At 33.9% G+C, this 14,373-nt stretch carries 17 protein-coding genes; all 17 read right to left on the reverse strand.

Annotated features, from left to right (window positions below; genetic code table 11):
- Window positions 1-108: 108 nt before the first annotated feature.
- On the reverse strand, window positions 109-774 hold the full coding sequence (locus ACRHOC_RS14060) for an acetolactate decarboxylase (protein ID WP_431159277.1): 666 nt from the start codon (window positions 772-774) through the stop codon (window positions 109-111).
- Window positions 775-991: 217 nt separating this feature from the next.
- Window positions 992-1,261 (reverse strand): hypothetical protein, encoded by a 270-nt coding sequence (locus ACRHOC_RS14065; RefSeq protein WP_431159278.1) that lies wholly within the window; start codon window positions 1,259-1,261, stop codon window positions 992-994.
- Between the two features lie 271 nt (window positions 1,262-1,532).
- Entirely contained in the window at window positions 1,533-1,718 is a 186-nt protein-coding gene (locus tag ACRHOC_RS14070; RefSeq protein ID WP_431159279.1) for a hypothetical protein, read from the reverse strand.
- Between the two features lie 103 nt (window positions 1,719-1,821).
- Window positions 1,822-2,130 (reverse strand): EthD family reductase, encoded by a 309-nt coding sequence (locus ACRHOC_RS14075; RefSeq protein WP_431159280.1) that lies wholly within the window; start codon window positions 2,128-2,130, stop codon window positions 1,822-1,824.
- A 42-nt stretch (window positions 2,131-2,172) separates the two neighbouring features.
- On the reverse strand, window positions 2,173-2,436 hold the full coding sequence (locus tag ACRHOC_RS14080) for a hypothetical protein (protein ID WP_431159281.1): 264 nt from the start codon (window positions 2,434-2,436) through the stop codon (window positions 2,173-2,175).
- A gap of 10 nt (window positions 2,437-2,446) precedes the next feature.
- Window positions 2,447-2,830 (reverse strand): hypothetical protein, encoded by a 384-nt coding sequence (locus ACRHOC_RS14085; protein WP_431159282.1) that lies wholly within the window; start codon window positions 2,828-2,830, stop codon window positions 2,447-2,449.
- Window positions 2,831-2,877: 47 nt separating this feature from the next.
- Window positions 2,878-3,396 (reverse strand): hypothetical protein, encoded by a 519-nt coding sequence (locus ACRHOC_RS14090; protein ID WP_431159283.1) that lies wholly within the window; start codon window positions 3,394-3,396, stop codon window positions 2,878-2,880.
- A gap of 172 nt (window positions 3,397-3,568) precedes the next feature.
- On the reverse strand, window positions 3,569-4,003 hold the full coding sequence (locus ACRHOC_RS14095) for a winged helix-turn-helix transcriptional regulator (RefSeq protein WP_431159284.1): 435 nt from the start codon (window positions 4,001-4,003) through the stop codon (window positions 3,569-3,571).
- A 296-nt stretch (window positions 4,004-4,299) separates the two neighbouring features.
- Complete coding sequence (locus ACRHOC_RS14100) at window positions 4,300-4,560, reverse strand: hypothetical protein (RefSeq protein ID WP_157506012.1); 261 nt, start codon at window positions 4,558-4,560, stop codon at window positions 4,300-4,302.
- Window positions 4,561-4,618: 58 nt separating this feature from the next.
- The gene (locus tag ACRHOC_RS14105; protein ID WP_069674110.1) at window positions 4,619-5,005 is read right to left on the reverse strand and encodes a hypothetical protein; all 387 of its coding nucleotides are present in this window, start codon (window positions 5,003-5,005) and stop codon (window positions 4,619-4,621) included.
- Between the two features lie 74 nt (window positions 5,006-5,079).
- Window positions 5,080-5,535, reverse strand: a complete 456-nt coding sequence (locus ACRHOC_RS14110) for a heme-binding domain-containing protein (RefSeq protein ID WP_431159285.1) — start codon at window positions 5,533-5,535, stop codon at window positions 5,080-5,082.
- Window positions 5,536-6,150, reverse strand: coding sequence for a DUF3347 domain-containing protein (locus tag ACRHOC_RS14115; protein ID WP_069674108.1), 615 nt, complete (start codon window positions 6,148-6,150; stop codon window positions 5,536-5,538). It lies immediately after the preceding gene.
- 32 nt (window positions 6,151-6,182) lie between these two features.
- Window positions 6,183-7,955, reverse strand: a complete 1,773-nt coding sequence (locus tag ACRHOC_RS14120) for an efflux RND transporter periplasmic adaptor subunit (RefSeq protein ID WP_431159286.1) — start codon at window positions 7,953-7,955, stop codon at window positions 6,183-6,185.
- A complete protein-coding gene (locus tag ACRHOC_RS14125; RefSeq protein WP_298949610.1) occupies window positions 7,952-8,668 on the reverse strand; it encodes a PepSY domain-containing protein in 717 nt (238 codons plus the stop codon). Before ACRHOC_RS14125 ends, ACRHOC_RS14120 begins: the two co-directional genes overlap by 4 nt.
- A gap of 6 nt (window positions 8,669-8,674) precedes the next feature.
- Window positions 8,675-9,406: a heavy metal translocating P-type ATPase gene (locus ACRHOC_RS14130; RefSeq protein ID WP_298949612.1), complete on the reverse strand. Its 732-nt coding sequence runs from the start codon at window positions 9,404-9,406 to the stop codon at window positions 8,675-8,677.
- Window positions 9,406-10,644 carry a TolC family protein gene (locus ACRHOC_RS14135; protein WP_316940435.1) on the reverse strand — a complete coding sequence of 413 codons (1,239 nt, stop codon included), beginning with the start codon at window positions 10,642-10,644 and terminating at the stop codon, window positions 9,406-9,408. Before ACRHOC_RS14135 ends, ACRHOC_RS14130 begins: the two co-directional genes overlap by 1 nt.
- Window positions 10,641-14,348, reverse strand: a complete 3,708-nt coding sequence (locus ACRHOC_RS14140) for an efflux RND transporter permease subunit (RefSeq protein WP_431159287.1) — start codon at window positions 14,346-14,348, stop codon at window positions 10,641-10,643. Before ACRHOC_RS14140 ends, ACRHOC_RS14135 begins: the two co-directional genes overlap by 4 nt.
- Between the last annotated feature and the right edge of the window lie 25 nt (window positions 14,349-14,373).

Here is a 14,373-nt window from a genome sequence, read left to right on the forward strand (position 1 = left end):
GAACATCAGTATCACACCAAGAGATTTAATTGATACTCATCATATAATGACTATTGTTATGAAAGGTTCAGGTGTTTGAATTTTAACTCCTCTTCACCCAAGATAAAATTACTTTGAAACTTTCAAGGTTACTTTTGAAGAATTAAAATCGGTTTCGTCGATATGGCCTAACACTTTACGATCATCGGAAATAAAGTGTGCGTGAAAGAAACTGTCGTGGTGTGTAAAAACAGCCTTATGATTTCGAGAAAAGAAGCCGATCAAAGATCCACTAATATTTTTGAAATCATATTGAGTCAATCCTTGGTGCGCTTCATCTGGGGATGATACTTTCTTACCCTCAGGTAGATTCACACTGTGAACTTTTATGTTATCAAATAAACCATCGATACGTATTAATAGTGGTTGGTCATAATCTTTGTACACTGAATTAATATATTCCTCAAGCCCCTTTAACGTAAAATTTTCACGATTGAATTCAACAACTTTTAAATCACTATTTGTGCTGTATACAAAAAAGGGAGCCCTGACTGAGGGAATTTTAGTTACCTGATGAGAAACACTGTCAATAACCTTCGACACAAATGTTTGTCCTTCAAATACTACTATCTCTCCTTTCAAAAACTCAATAGGTCCTAATCCATAGGTTTCTTTGTAATTTAATGAATCTGTTGCAATCTTACCTTTTAAATCTCCTTTCCACATCACATCTCTCATTTCACCAACAACCTTAATAGAAGAAGTGTTTGTTGATTTGGTACATGAGGCTAACAAAAGCAGGGAAAAGATGTAAATAATATTTTTTAACATGCTGTAAAAATAAAAAAACGGTTACACTTTATAATAGTATAACCGTTTTATTGTTTTAGTAGATAACTCAATGGAAATATCGAACATCAGTTTTACGCCAATATATTTGATTGACACTCATCATATAATGACTCTTATTATGAACTAATGACGTTGCAGCACAACTGACGCGATTGTTTACTTAACTACCTGCAATAGGAGTTCCAAAAAGGCCTACTGCCAACTCTGCCCATATTAACATAAATATTATAACCAATATTCCAATGTATAGGACTCGATTTTTTAAATTCTTTACACGACTACTCACTAAATTAATTCCAATACCAAGGAGAATTAGTAGTGAACCCATAGTAAAGAAATCAAATGGACTCCAATTAATTTCATCAGTGATAGTCATCCCAATTAAAGGAATTAATAACAAAAAAAGAGGATAGAAAATTCTTTTTGACATATTCAAAAATAAAGAAACGGTTACACTTTATAAAAGTATAACCGTTTTATTGTTTTAGTAGATAACTCATTGGAAATATCGAACATCAGTTTTACGCCAATATATTTGATTGACACTCATCACATAATGACTCTTATTATGATAGGTTCAGGTGTTTGAATTTTGATTTCCCCTCCCCCTATTATTCAAAGTTGCAGCACAAGTAAATCTTTAAGTGAATTAAATTTTACTTGCCGTTCTGAATAGGGTCAGTGTTAGGTATAAGTTTGTTTCAAATTGAATAAACTGGGCAAAACTTAGTTATTGGACTAATAAGCTGAAGACCACCAACAGCTACAGCTACAGCTATCCATAAAAAATCCAGATTCGAAGTATACAATGTTAAACCAACACTTAACAGGTAAAGTATACCGTCAATAGCATCATGAGCTCTTACTTTAGAAACTTCTTCTTCCATATTGATTTATTCTTTTGGTTAATTGAAGTTAACTGTTCATAATGAGAAATACTTAAATTTACTACCATTGAAGAGTATAACATTAAACCCAACCTGCAGTGATTTAAATAGTTTCTCCTATCAAAATTGTGGGTGCACCTCCGGTTGAAATTCTAGTTGCATCTGCGGCTACTTCCTGCATACCAGTGGATGACATTGTTTTTTCAAGTTGTTCTTGCGATTCAAATGGCATGATGAACATGAGATGAAACGGTGGTTTGCCTTCAGAACCAGATAAAAATCTAGTAATGCTGTACGGCTTTACATCAGTTGGTATCCCTGTTTTTTCATGGAGTAATTTCAGATGAGCATTATAATCTGATTCAAATTTTTCTTGATTAAGCGGCTGAGGATAAAGTACAGTAACTTTCATAATTATATGGTTTTATAAGGTTTGATAAAAATTATTTAGAGGCTAACTTAAAGGTGAAAATTGAAACATTTCATTTGAGATTCCATTAAGTTTAATTACTTCATCTCTTTCAGGAGTAGATAATAATTCTTTCAACTTACTCATGTCCACATCAAACATTAGAACAATGAAATTATGTTCATCTATTTTACTAATTGTAGTTTTCGATTCGTCACAACATTGAGCTCTTGTTTCTGAGAGTTTCATAAAGTCTTTATGCACTGCAGCATAACTTGAAGTACATTTTCCTTTTATTACTAAGTTCATTTCTATTTAATTATTCCATTGCCGCAATAACTGGTGCCCCTAAAAGTCCAGCAACACAGTAAGTGTTTGTTAAATCCACTAGCTCAGCAAACATTGCTTCACGTTGTTGACCTAAAGTCATATGTGCTTGTACACCTTCGGGCCCACTGTATATTTCAGTTAAACCATAAAGAGTGTTTCCTGTTTCACCACTATTAGGATCGAAAGGATTGTTGAATTCTGGGGATTTAAATACAGAATAAGATAATATAATTGGTTCTTGATCACCAGACAGGTGATGAGTCTCCCGCATAAACTGTTCATGTGTTGCTATAAACTGATCCATTCTTTCTGTGGCATCGTTTGGCACTACAAATGATACATGAAAACCAATGTTTCCTCTTTTAATACTCATAGTTTTAATTTTTTAGTTAGTAATTATTTAAATATCTATTAGATAGCCTACGACATAACTTGTCCTAGGAAAACATTTACACCTGGATTTATAGGATTACCACTAATTCTACGAAAGGCAACTACCTGTCCTGTGTGATAAATTATATCCGAGAATGGTCCATTGATAAGATTCCAAAAGGGGGTGACAACTTCCTCACCATTCATATTTAATCGCACACTCACTTTTGAGAGATCAGAGTTTTCCTTAAGGGCCTTAAAGATTGCATCCAAATTGTTTAAAGTATTTTTGCGATAATCTTCAAATCCAGATTTCTGGTTTGAGAAATCATAAATTCTTCCTTCGAATGCATCTGAGATAGCATCGGTTAACATGGATATATGTTCAATGTTTTCATAGCTGGACCTCCCATCTTCACAAGGCTTATAATCCAAATCAATTTGTCGAAGGCCTTCGGTTGCCCAATAAAATCTAAAACCTATGCCTTCAATCATTCGAGATAATACGGTAGTAGAGGTAAACGAATCGGAGTAGGGTCCAATACTTGAAAAGGGTAAATTATTCATGATAAAGTGATTAGTTAAAAGTTGTATTCAAATTTAACATTTATTATTTAAATATGCAATATAATTATCCTTAACATTCCTTCTTACCATAATTGATTTATTAAAATTCTATTTAATAAGTAGTGGAAATTAGAAAGTCAAATTGAATCTGCGCAGGATTAGAATAGCTTATTCATTGATTTTCGGTCAGTAATTTTTCCAATTTAACCCGGTATTTTTTTCTATAATTTTCTGAATGTTTGGGGGGCTCCAATTGCTTTATTTCACTCAGCATTTCTTCAGATAAAGTATGAAAGTCAACCTTTATATGCTTTTGGGTCCAATTCATCATTTCAGCTAAAATAGGGTACAGGTCAATGCCCTTCTCAGTAAGATAGTAGTGTTTTATTTTGGAATCTTGCTTGTCTGCAATAACATTCAGAATACCATATGATTGAAGCTTTTTAAGTCGATCAACAAGTAAATTTGATGCTATTTTCTCAGGAGATTTCAGAAACTGAGAATAGGTATTTGCTCCCATAAAAATGTCTCGGATAATCAATAATGACCATTTATCTCCAACGAGATCTAAAAAAATATTTAAAGGGCAGTTTGATCTTAATTTCATAGTTAATTCTAATAGATGTCTTTTAAAATAACCTTGAATAACATAGAAGAAATTGTTCAAAGGTATTTCTAATAGCGTAAAAGAAATTTTGCAACATAAACCTCTTTTGTTATGTTACAAATTTAAATATTACTTATGATTCCCATAATATATAGGATGAATTAAAGTAAAACAATTAAATGTATCATTCCTTAGTTCAATCGATGTAAACAAAAAACCGCTACACAATAACACTATAACGGTTTTATCATTATAAGTTGCTCCCCCTATTATTCAAAGATGCAGCCAAGAATTTCTTAATTCACCTTCCTCGCTACATAGAAACCATACCCAAAGTAATCCTTAAACCTTTTGTATAGCTCTATTTCATCTTTGTAAGATTGAACAACTTCTTTTGTCTCTTCGTCTTTGGAAAGATCTTTCTTAAGAGTTGCGAGCTCCTTTTCTAAAGGACTATAGTAATTGCTGAGCCAACTTTCTTCAGATAGAATGAAATGATCAAGGAGTTGGTATCCGGATTTTATAACTATGGGATTGCTTTTAATGCGCAATTTCAAATGGGGAACAACCTTTGTAAATTTTGAAAACTTTACAGACAGAAGACAAAGTAGGTTTTCACCTTTGGTTTTGCCACCACACGACAATCCAGAATTTCCAGAAATTTATGCGCCTACGGACGGTTTTATTTTTAGTGTAGGAGTAATTATTAAACCTTTTGGTCAAAAAAGATGAAAGGTTTGCATTGTCCTGATTTTCGATTTTTTTTATGAGCGCAATTTTTATTTCCTCTATCAAAATTTCTGTTTCATCCTTTATGATTTCAAAACCGTGTTTGCTCAGCACTTTTTCTAATTCTAATGTTTGGATGCCTGTCTTTTTGTTTAGAACAATTTGTCCAAGCTCAACCGTTTTTATGTCACAACCCAATTCTTCCAACTCCCTTAATACAGTTGATTTGCATCTGTCACATACCATATTCTTTATGTTAAGGGTTTGTTTCATAATACTTTTTATAGTGCCTGAAATGGGAAGGGCTATTAACCAACCAACCAGTATTTCCTTCCCATATCAGGGCATTATTTTAATGTTTCTTTTAGGTTCTTCATATAATCAATAATCAAGGTCTTTTCAGAATTGGACAACTTAGCATCCTTGTGAATCAAGGTGTAAGATGCTAGTGGCATCTCATCATCTTTAACCTGACTAATTATTGACTTTAGTTTGCTGTTTTTTCTTCGGTTGGAATACGCATCCCATTCATTGAAATTCAATTCTTCCTTTCCTTCATTAATGTGGTCTTCTAAAAACCAAGCAACAGGTTGTACCTTATTGTACCAAGGGTATTCTGTGTTATTACTATGACAATCATAGCAGGACTCTTGTAATAATGCGCTTATGTTTTCTTGGGTGTTGTTTACCAACAAGAAGTCAGTTTTTGGCACAGTATCACTTTGATTGAGGTCTGTGGGCACAAACTGTATGCCCACAAATCCAACCAATAAAATCAGTGATATGATTTTTACAATTTTCATTTAGTTAATTTCTCGCTGTACTTTACCACATTTCAACATCTGGCTTCCATAATATGGATTGCGTATTTCTTCCTTTGTACTCAACCAAGCTGTACCGCCATCATACATTGGACAAAATTGCTCGTATAGTTTCACTTGTGTTCCCGTAATAGCTACCATATCAGTAACATCTTTGCTCAAAACTTTAAAATGTTCGCGTTGGTGTTTAATATCACTTTCACTGATATGTTCTGCGTGCTCGATAGCATCTTCCATAATGTCCTTTAATTCTGATTGCTGAGCATCCGTATATTTTGAAATGTCAAGCTTTCCTAATGATGTTGCGAGGGTTGCACCCAATTCTTTAGCTTTGGCATTATCATCTGCCACTAAGGCATCCTTTAAGTTGAAATAGTCATTTAATATTGTTTGGGAATTTCCATCTCCGTTCATTGCCATTTCCTTTTTATCCACATCGTGGTGACCATCGGAATTATCGTGGTTCATTTTTGAATGGTCTTCCTCAGTAATCATTTCAGAATTGGTACTGTTTTCTGTTTTCGCATCTTTACAAGACATTGCTGATAAGCTTATAAATGCCATTACCATAATTGTTGTTAATCTTACTTTTTTCATTGTTTAAAATTTAATTGTTATTACTTGATTTATTATTCTATTACTTGTTTTACTTCTCCACAGGTTAGCATTGCGCTGCCAAAATATGGATTGATTACTTTTTCTTCTTTGCTCAACCAATATGCACCATTGTTGTTATCTGCCATAGGGCAAAATTCCACATAAACCTTTTCATTAACACCAAACAATTGAACAGCATTGATTAGATGTGATGATAAATATTTAAAATGGTCTCTTTGTGCTTTTATATCGGATGTTTCAGAAATTGAGGTCGCTGAAGGTTTTATTTCCTTTTCTAATGACATCCAATGATTATGCGCCTTATTGTTTGATAACAATTTCATATCTACTCTGGTTAAATTGTTTAGTAAACTTATTACACTTTCAGAAGCGCCTTTTGAGTCTTCTTTCACTAAAGCATCTTTTAAATTGATATACGCATTGAAAACAGCATTTAACTGCTCTTGAAATTTCGCTGATACTTTCAGACGCTCATTCATAATAGTGTGGTCACTTTCTGTGTTGGGTGAATTGTTATCCATACCTAAATGACCCTCGTGACCTGTCATTACTTTACCACCATCTTTATTCATCAAAGACTTTTTGCCTTGTAATTGTGCTGCTGCATCAACCGTAAATGTACCGTTAGTCACTATTTCATTTCCAACAAATAATCCTTCTAAAACTTCATATTCATTACCAATTTGATTGCCTAATTTAATTTCACGCATTTCAAAAATAGTTTGGTCTGGATTTGTTTTAAGGTACACCACAGAACGTTCACCTGTCCATAACACAGAAGATGAAGGAATTGTTAATACTTCGTCATTTTTAGCTGTACTGTCTTCAATATTTGCGATTACAAACATTCCTGGTTTAAATACATCGTCCTTATTGTTTAAAACAACACGCAAGGTAACAGTTCTTGTTTTGGTGTTTAAAACTGGGTCAATGAAATCAACTTTACCTTTAAATTCTTTATTAGGATAGGCATTGGTTGTTATCATCACTTCCTGTCCTTTTTTAAAGCGGTTAATCTGATTTTCATACACATCAAAATTTCCCCAAACTGTGTTGAGATTGGCAATTTTTAATATGGGTTGACCTTGTTTAATGTAATCGCCTTGCTCTACTAATTTTTCTGTAACAGTACCCGAAAAGGTTGCATACACAGGAAAGTTTTCTTTCACTTTTCCTGTTTCTTCAATCTTATTAATTTGATTTTCAGAGAGCTTCCATAATTTCAATTTATTACGGACTGCTTTGTATAAAGCAGGTTGTGATTCTTTTAAAGATGCTGCTGTAATTAATTCTTGTTGTGCTGCATAGAGTTCTGGCGAATAAATGGTTGCCAATAATTGACCTTTACGAACTTCTTCGCCTGTAAAACTCACATTCAAACGTTCAATTCTTCCAGCGAAATAACTTACCTGTACTGCATTTGCTTCTTCGTTTTCAGCAATTTTACCAGATAATTTGATAGTATTGCCTTCAACATTGCCTTTACCAACAATAGATGTTTGAATATTAGCTAAAGCAATTGCGTTTTCAGTCAATTTGAATTGGTCTGCTAATAAACCATCACTTACACCATCAGCAGGAATTAAATCCATACCACAAATAGGGCAATCTCCTGCTTCTGGTTGCATAATCTGTGGATGCATTGAACAGGTCCACATTTGATTGGTTTCTGTAACTGCATCGTGATTATGGTCTGTTTCTTCTTTTGGTGAGCCACCAAACAGTATCCACCCTAAAAGTAGACCAACAGCTAATATTCCGAGATAAACTATATACTTTTTCATTTCTTTATTTTTTTTCGTTTTAATAATTTCCTAATTGAAGGTGACGAGGTGTACCACAACAAAAACCCACTTAAAACGGTTATCAATCCTAAAAGTGAAAAGGCTCTCAAAACAATGGTATTAAAATTGTCTCTGCCTTCATAGTCCATGGTATGTGTCATCCATAAAAAATCAAACCAACGCCAAGAACGATGTCTTACGGTTTGAAATTTTCCGTCGCTTACAGAAACGTATGCTTTTAGTGCTTCATCTGTTTTATATGAGATAACATAAGCAGGTAGTAGTTTTTCTCGATACTCGTGGTGTTTTCCAGTTTCCGTAATTTGCTCAACAGATTCTACCTCTAAACCACTTTTCATATGGTTTTTGGCAATATAGAGTGCCTCTTTCTGCGTAATACTATTTTTTGGCATTCCATCTAAAGCATTATACAATTGCTCTTTATTTATCCAATAGTACGGTGCATTATCAATATCTCTTAATTCAATAGTCTTTATACCATTTGGAACATCCATTTCTGAAGGACTTATTAAACTATTAAATGCTTTGGGTTGATACTTCAAGTTTTTAAATTGGTCTCCGTGTATTTCATCGATGTTCGTCCAACTAAAGTATAAACCACTAATAGTCCAAAACAGGAATTGAATCCCTAAAAAGAGACCCAAATACCTGTGGGTTTTTCTAATTTTTAACGCAGTATGCCTATTTACCATAACAATTTAATTTATAAGCATTAATGTCGCCATTACAATCATAATAGCATTTTCAATAAAAGTGGCTTCTGTCATAGGTAATTTTAAAGCAGTACCTAAACACGCACATCGTATTGATTTTTTGTCCAATAATGTTTTTGTTACTCCAATTGTTGTTATCCCTAATACTATAAGTGTAATTATTAAAGCTATATTAATTTCAAACCGCAATAAAAACATCAGTCCTAAAGCTGTTTCAATAAATGGATAAACTTTCCCATAAAAAGGAACACGTTTAGCTAAAGGGTCGTACATACGAAAGGATTCAGGAAAGCCTTTTAAATCTAACATCTTGAAAAAACTAAACACGATGTAAAATAACCCCATAAAGTCGAGCATAAAAGCGCTCCAAGTCCAATTTTTATAATGTAATAATACACTTGCAGTTGCTATATAAAAAATGATAAGCAATAAAGGTTTTAGCTGTTGTAATTTACTTTTTTCTTCTTCCATAGGCATTGCCGACATACTTGAAGATGCAAACACATTCTTCTCTTTCTTTTCAGATAAAGTATACTTTTCTGGTAATGCTTTTTGTAGTATATCAGTTGAAATATGTTTATTCATTTTCACTTCTGCCTCACCTTTTTCAAGATTAACAGACACCTCTGATACGTGGTCTATTTTACTTAAATATTTCTCGACGGAAGCCTTACAGTTATTGCAAGTCATTCCCGCAATCTTATATGTGTGTTTCATTATTGCTGTGTTAAATAATTAATAATCGTTGATTGAACATAATAAGTTCTAATTGATTCTATTTGGTTCATTTGAAACTTTAGTTGTAGTTCTTGAATATCCAAAACATCATTAAAATCTATCGTTCCTGTTTCGTAGCTTTTGATTAAAATGTCTTCTGCATCTTTAGCTTGCTTTAAGTTTTTTGTTTGAGTAGCATAACTTATTCTTGCAGAAATGCGTTCGTTATTTGCTTTGTCTAAAAGCGTTTCCAATGCATTTAAACGTTCCTGTTTTTGAGCAGTAATTTCCTGCTGCTGCAAATCATTTTGTTTGGTTTGGGATTTATATTTCTTATTGAAAATTGGGATAGATACCGAAACCATTGGCATTACAATATCCTTTCCGTTATCGCTGAAATCCATATTTGGTCTTTCAGCAACATTGATATAATCTAATCCAAAACCAATCATTGGACTGCTTTCTTTTTGATTTAATAATTCTGATTGCTCTATGGATTTATAAAGTTTATCATATTTTAGTAATTCGGGATGTAATGCTAAATTTTCAGAAGTAATATCAAAGTCTTCAGAAGGTATCAGTAAACTATCTACCACATTCACGGTAACATCATTATCTCTATTCAATAGATTATTGAAGTTAGTTTGTTCTGCTAAAAATTGTTGTTGCAATACGTCTTTTAATTGTTGCATTTCGTTCTGACGCATTTGCAATCGCAACACATCTACTGCGGATGCTTTACCAACCTCAACAGATGTTAGTGCTAATGTTTCGTAAGTTTCTAATAGTTTGATGTTTTCAGTTAAGACCTCTTGCTTTGCTTTGTTGGCGAATAGATTATAATAGGATTGTGATACCGAAGCCATTAGTTTTCGCTTTGCGATAACAATGTCCTCGTATTTAGCATCTGCCAATGAACTCACGTAATTTTCTCTTGATGTAATTGTACCAAACCACGGTAACATTTGTTTAGCAGATACCTTAAAACGTTGCGCTCCTGTTCTAGTTTCTGGCTCACTTACAAAGTAACCGACACCAAATTCGGTATTAGGAATGGTATTGACTTCATTTACTTTTTCGGAAGCTCTTTTGTATTGTAACTCAAACTTTTGAATTTCTGGATTGTTTGTTAAGGCTTCATCTATAAGTGTTTCTAATTGTTGTGCATTTCCTATGAGAACAAAGAATAACGAACAAAAAATAAAGACTGTTTTTATGTGTGATTTTATCTGTTTCATTTTACAGTTCTTTTAAGTTGAATTTCGGCTTTCCAGCTAAATAATACTGGAACTACGAATAAGGTTATTAAGGCTATAAGCATTCCACCAAAACTTGGTATTGCCATTGGTATCATAATATCACTACCTCGTCCTGTTGATGTCAGTACTGGTAATAATGCTAAAATGGTTGTAGCTGTAGTCATTAAACAGGGTCTGATACGTTTTTCTCCTGCTTCCACTATGGATGCTCTAATTTCTTTTTTATTCTCTGGTGTATTTCTATCAAAAGTTTGCGTTAAATAGGTTGCCATTACTACACCATCATCTGTTGCAATACCAAAGAGTGCAATAAACCCAACCCAAACTGCTACACTTAAATTAATTGGGTGCATCTGGAATAAGTCTCGCATATTTTCCCCAAAGAAATTGAAGTTTAAAAACCAATCTTGACCATAGAGCCATATCATTATAAAGCCACCTGCAAACGCTACTGCAATACCTGTAAAGACCATTAATGAGGTTGCCACAGAACGGAATTGGAAATACAGTATTAAAAAGATAATTGCCAAAGCTAAAGGCACAACAATCGATAAGGTTTTTTCAGCTCTTAATTGATTTTCGTAAGTTCCCGTGAAGGCATAGTTGATTCCTTTCGGAACTATCAATTCACCAGAATCTATCTTTTCTTGAATCAATGCTTGTGCATTTTCAACAACGCTTACTTCAGCAAACCCATCCAATTTATCAAACAAGACATAACCTACTAAAAAAGTATCTTCACTTTTTATGACTTGTGGACCTTGTTCGTAACGGATTGTTGCCAATTCATTTAAAGGCACAGGACTGCCTTTTTCAACTGGCACATAAATTTGTTCTAAATCAGTTGGGTTAGCTCGCATTTCTCTTGGGTATCTTACTCGAACACCGTATCGCTCTCGACCTTCAACCGTTTGGGTTATTACCATACCGCCAACTGCCACTTTCAAAACGTTTTGAACCTCTTCAATGGTAACGCCATAACGTGCTATTTTTTCTCTGTCAATATCAATGAGCAGATAAGGCTTCCCTACAATACGGTCTGCAAAAACCGCTTCCTGCTTAACGCCTTCAGCCTGTTTCAAAATGTTTTCCAATTGTATCCCAAATGCTTCTATTTGTTTTAAATCTTGACCCTTTACCTTGATTCCCATTGGTGCTCTCATTCCTGTTTGTAACATTACCAATCGGGTTTCAATAGGCTGTAGTTTGGGTGCAGAGGTTACGCCTGGAAGTTTTGTAACTCTTACAATTTCATTCCAAATATCGTTTGGTGATTCAATTTTTGGTCGCCAGTTACGATAGTACTCGCCATCATCATCTTCAATTAATTGAGACCTTTTTATAGTGCTAAAAATGACGTTTTCGGAATTATTAGGATTAGAAACCAAACGACCATCCTTCAATTCAAAGAAGCCATCATCATTTACTTTGTAGCGTTGGCGTACTCCGTTTTCATTCAGCATATATTCTGATTTATACTGAATCATATTCTCGTACATTGATAGTGGTGCTGGGTCTAAAGCTGATTCTGTTCTTCCTGCCTTACCAACTACAGTTTCAATCTCTGGAATACTTGCTACAGCCATATCCAATTGTTGTAAAACACGTTTGTTTTCTTCTACGCCAGAATGTGGCATTGAGGTTGGCATTAGTAGAAATGAACCTTCGTTTAATGATGGCATAAACTCTTTGCCTGTATTTTTCATAATGAAAAAACCTGCGATGACTATTGCTGTTGGTACGGATAAAAACAATAGTTTATTATCTAGACACCATCTCAAAATACGTCTGTAGTATTTTATAAATAATGAGAAAACACCTAATAAACCGAAGCATATAACGCTTACAAAAATGAGATTCCAAAAAATACTTTTGTCAACTCCTAACGGTCTCCAATATTCGGCTAACAAGAATACAATAGCTGATACAGAAATAATGATATTGATAAGATTCGCTTGTTTCTCTGATACTATCCCTTGTTGCTTTATAAGTGCAACAATTCCAAACCCAACCAATATTAACCCCAACCAATAACCGTAAACTATGGCAACAACACCTAGCACTATTAAAACGCCATTTAAAACATATATAAAATTGATTTTAATACTTTTCTTTCTGAATAAAAAAGCTGCAAAAGGCGGTATCAAGAATAAGGCAACAATAATAGATGCGGTTAATGCAAATGTCTTTGTGAAGGCTAACGGTCTAAATAATTTTCCTTCTGCACCAATCATAGTAAATACAGGTATGAAACTGATAATAGTGGTCATTACTGCGGTTACGATTGCACCAGACACTTCGGCTGTTGCGTTATAAACTACCGTATTTATGGATTGTGTTCCATTATCTTCATCTAAATGCCTTATAATATTTTCTGAAAGTATGACACCCACATCTACCATTGTTCCGATAGCAATAGCAATACCTGATAGAGCTACTATGTTTGCATCGACTCCAAAGAACTTCATTGCTATAAAAACCATCAATACTGCAACGGGCAATAAGCCAGAAATCAATATAGAAGCTCGAAGATTAAACACCATTATGATTATAACCAAAATGGTAATCAATATTTCAAGAGTTAAGGCTTCATTGAGTGTACCTAAAGTTTCTTGAATTAATTCTGTTCTATCATAAAATGGCACTATGGTTACTTGCGATGTTCTTCCATCTGATAACACTTTTGAAGGTAGTCCTGCGCTTAATTCCTTAATCTTTTCCTTTACGTTATTAATAACTTCCATTGGGTTTGCACCATAGCGCGCTACCACAACAGCACCAACAACTTCTGCGCCTTCTTTATCTAATAATCCTCTTCGTGTTGCAGGACCTAAAGAGACTTTTCCAATATCTTTTATTCTGATTGATGTATAGTCTTCGGAAGTGACTACCGCATTTTCAATGTCTTCAATAGATTTTACATAACCCAAACCACGTACTAAATACTCTGCATTATTGATTTCAATAGTTTGTGCACCAATGTCTTTATTACTTTCCTTAACTGCTTTTACAACTTGATTTAAACCGATATTGTATTGTCGCATCAATTCTGGATTTACATCCACTTGGTACTCTTGAACATAACCACCAATAGAAGCTACTTCAGAAACGCCACTTGCAGAGGATAAAGCATATTTTACATAGTAGTCTTGAATACTTCGCAATTCCTGTAAGTCCCAACCACCAGTAACATTTCCCTTTTCATCACGACCTTCGAGTGTGTACCAGAATATTTGTCCTAATCCTGTTGCATCGGGACCTAATGCAGGATTAACACTTTCTGGTAATAAACCACTTGGTAAGGAATTAAGTTTTTCGAGAATACGACTTCTACTCCAGTAAAATTCTATGTCTTCTTCAAAAATGATATAAATACTTGAAAAGCCGAACATAGAAGAACTACGGATCGTTTTTACCCCAGGAATTCCTAGCAAGGACGTCGTTAATGGGTACGTAATTTGATCTTCAATATCTTGTGGTGAACGACCATCCCATTTAGTAAATACTATTTGTTGGTTTTCACCTATATCTGGTATTGCATCTACAGCAACTGGATTACTTGGTAAGAACCCAGTATCCCAATTAAAAGGTGCATTAACCGTTCCCCATCCTATAAAAAGGACGAGTAACAGAACTGCTACGAGTTTGTTTTCTATTAAAAATTTGATGCTTTTATTTAGCATTTGTTTTGATTATTAAACAATTAGA

The sequence above is a fragment of the Winogradskyella poriferorum genome, from assembly GCF_050618035.1.
Lineage (GTDB): Bacteria > Bacteroidota > Bacteroidia > Flavobacteriales > Flavobacteriaceae > Winogradskyella > Winogradskyella poriferorum_A.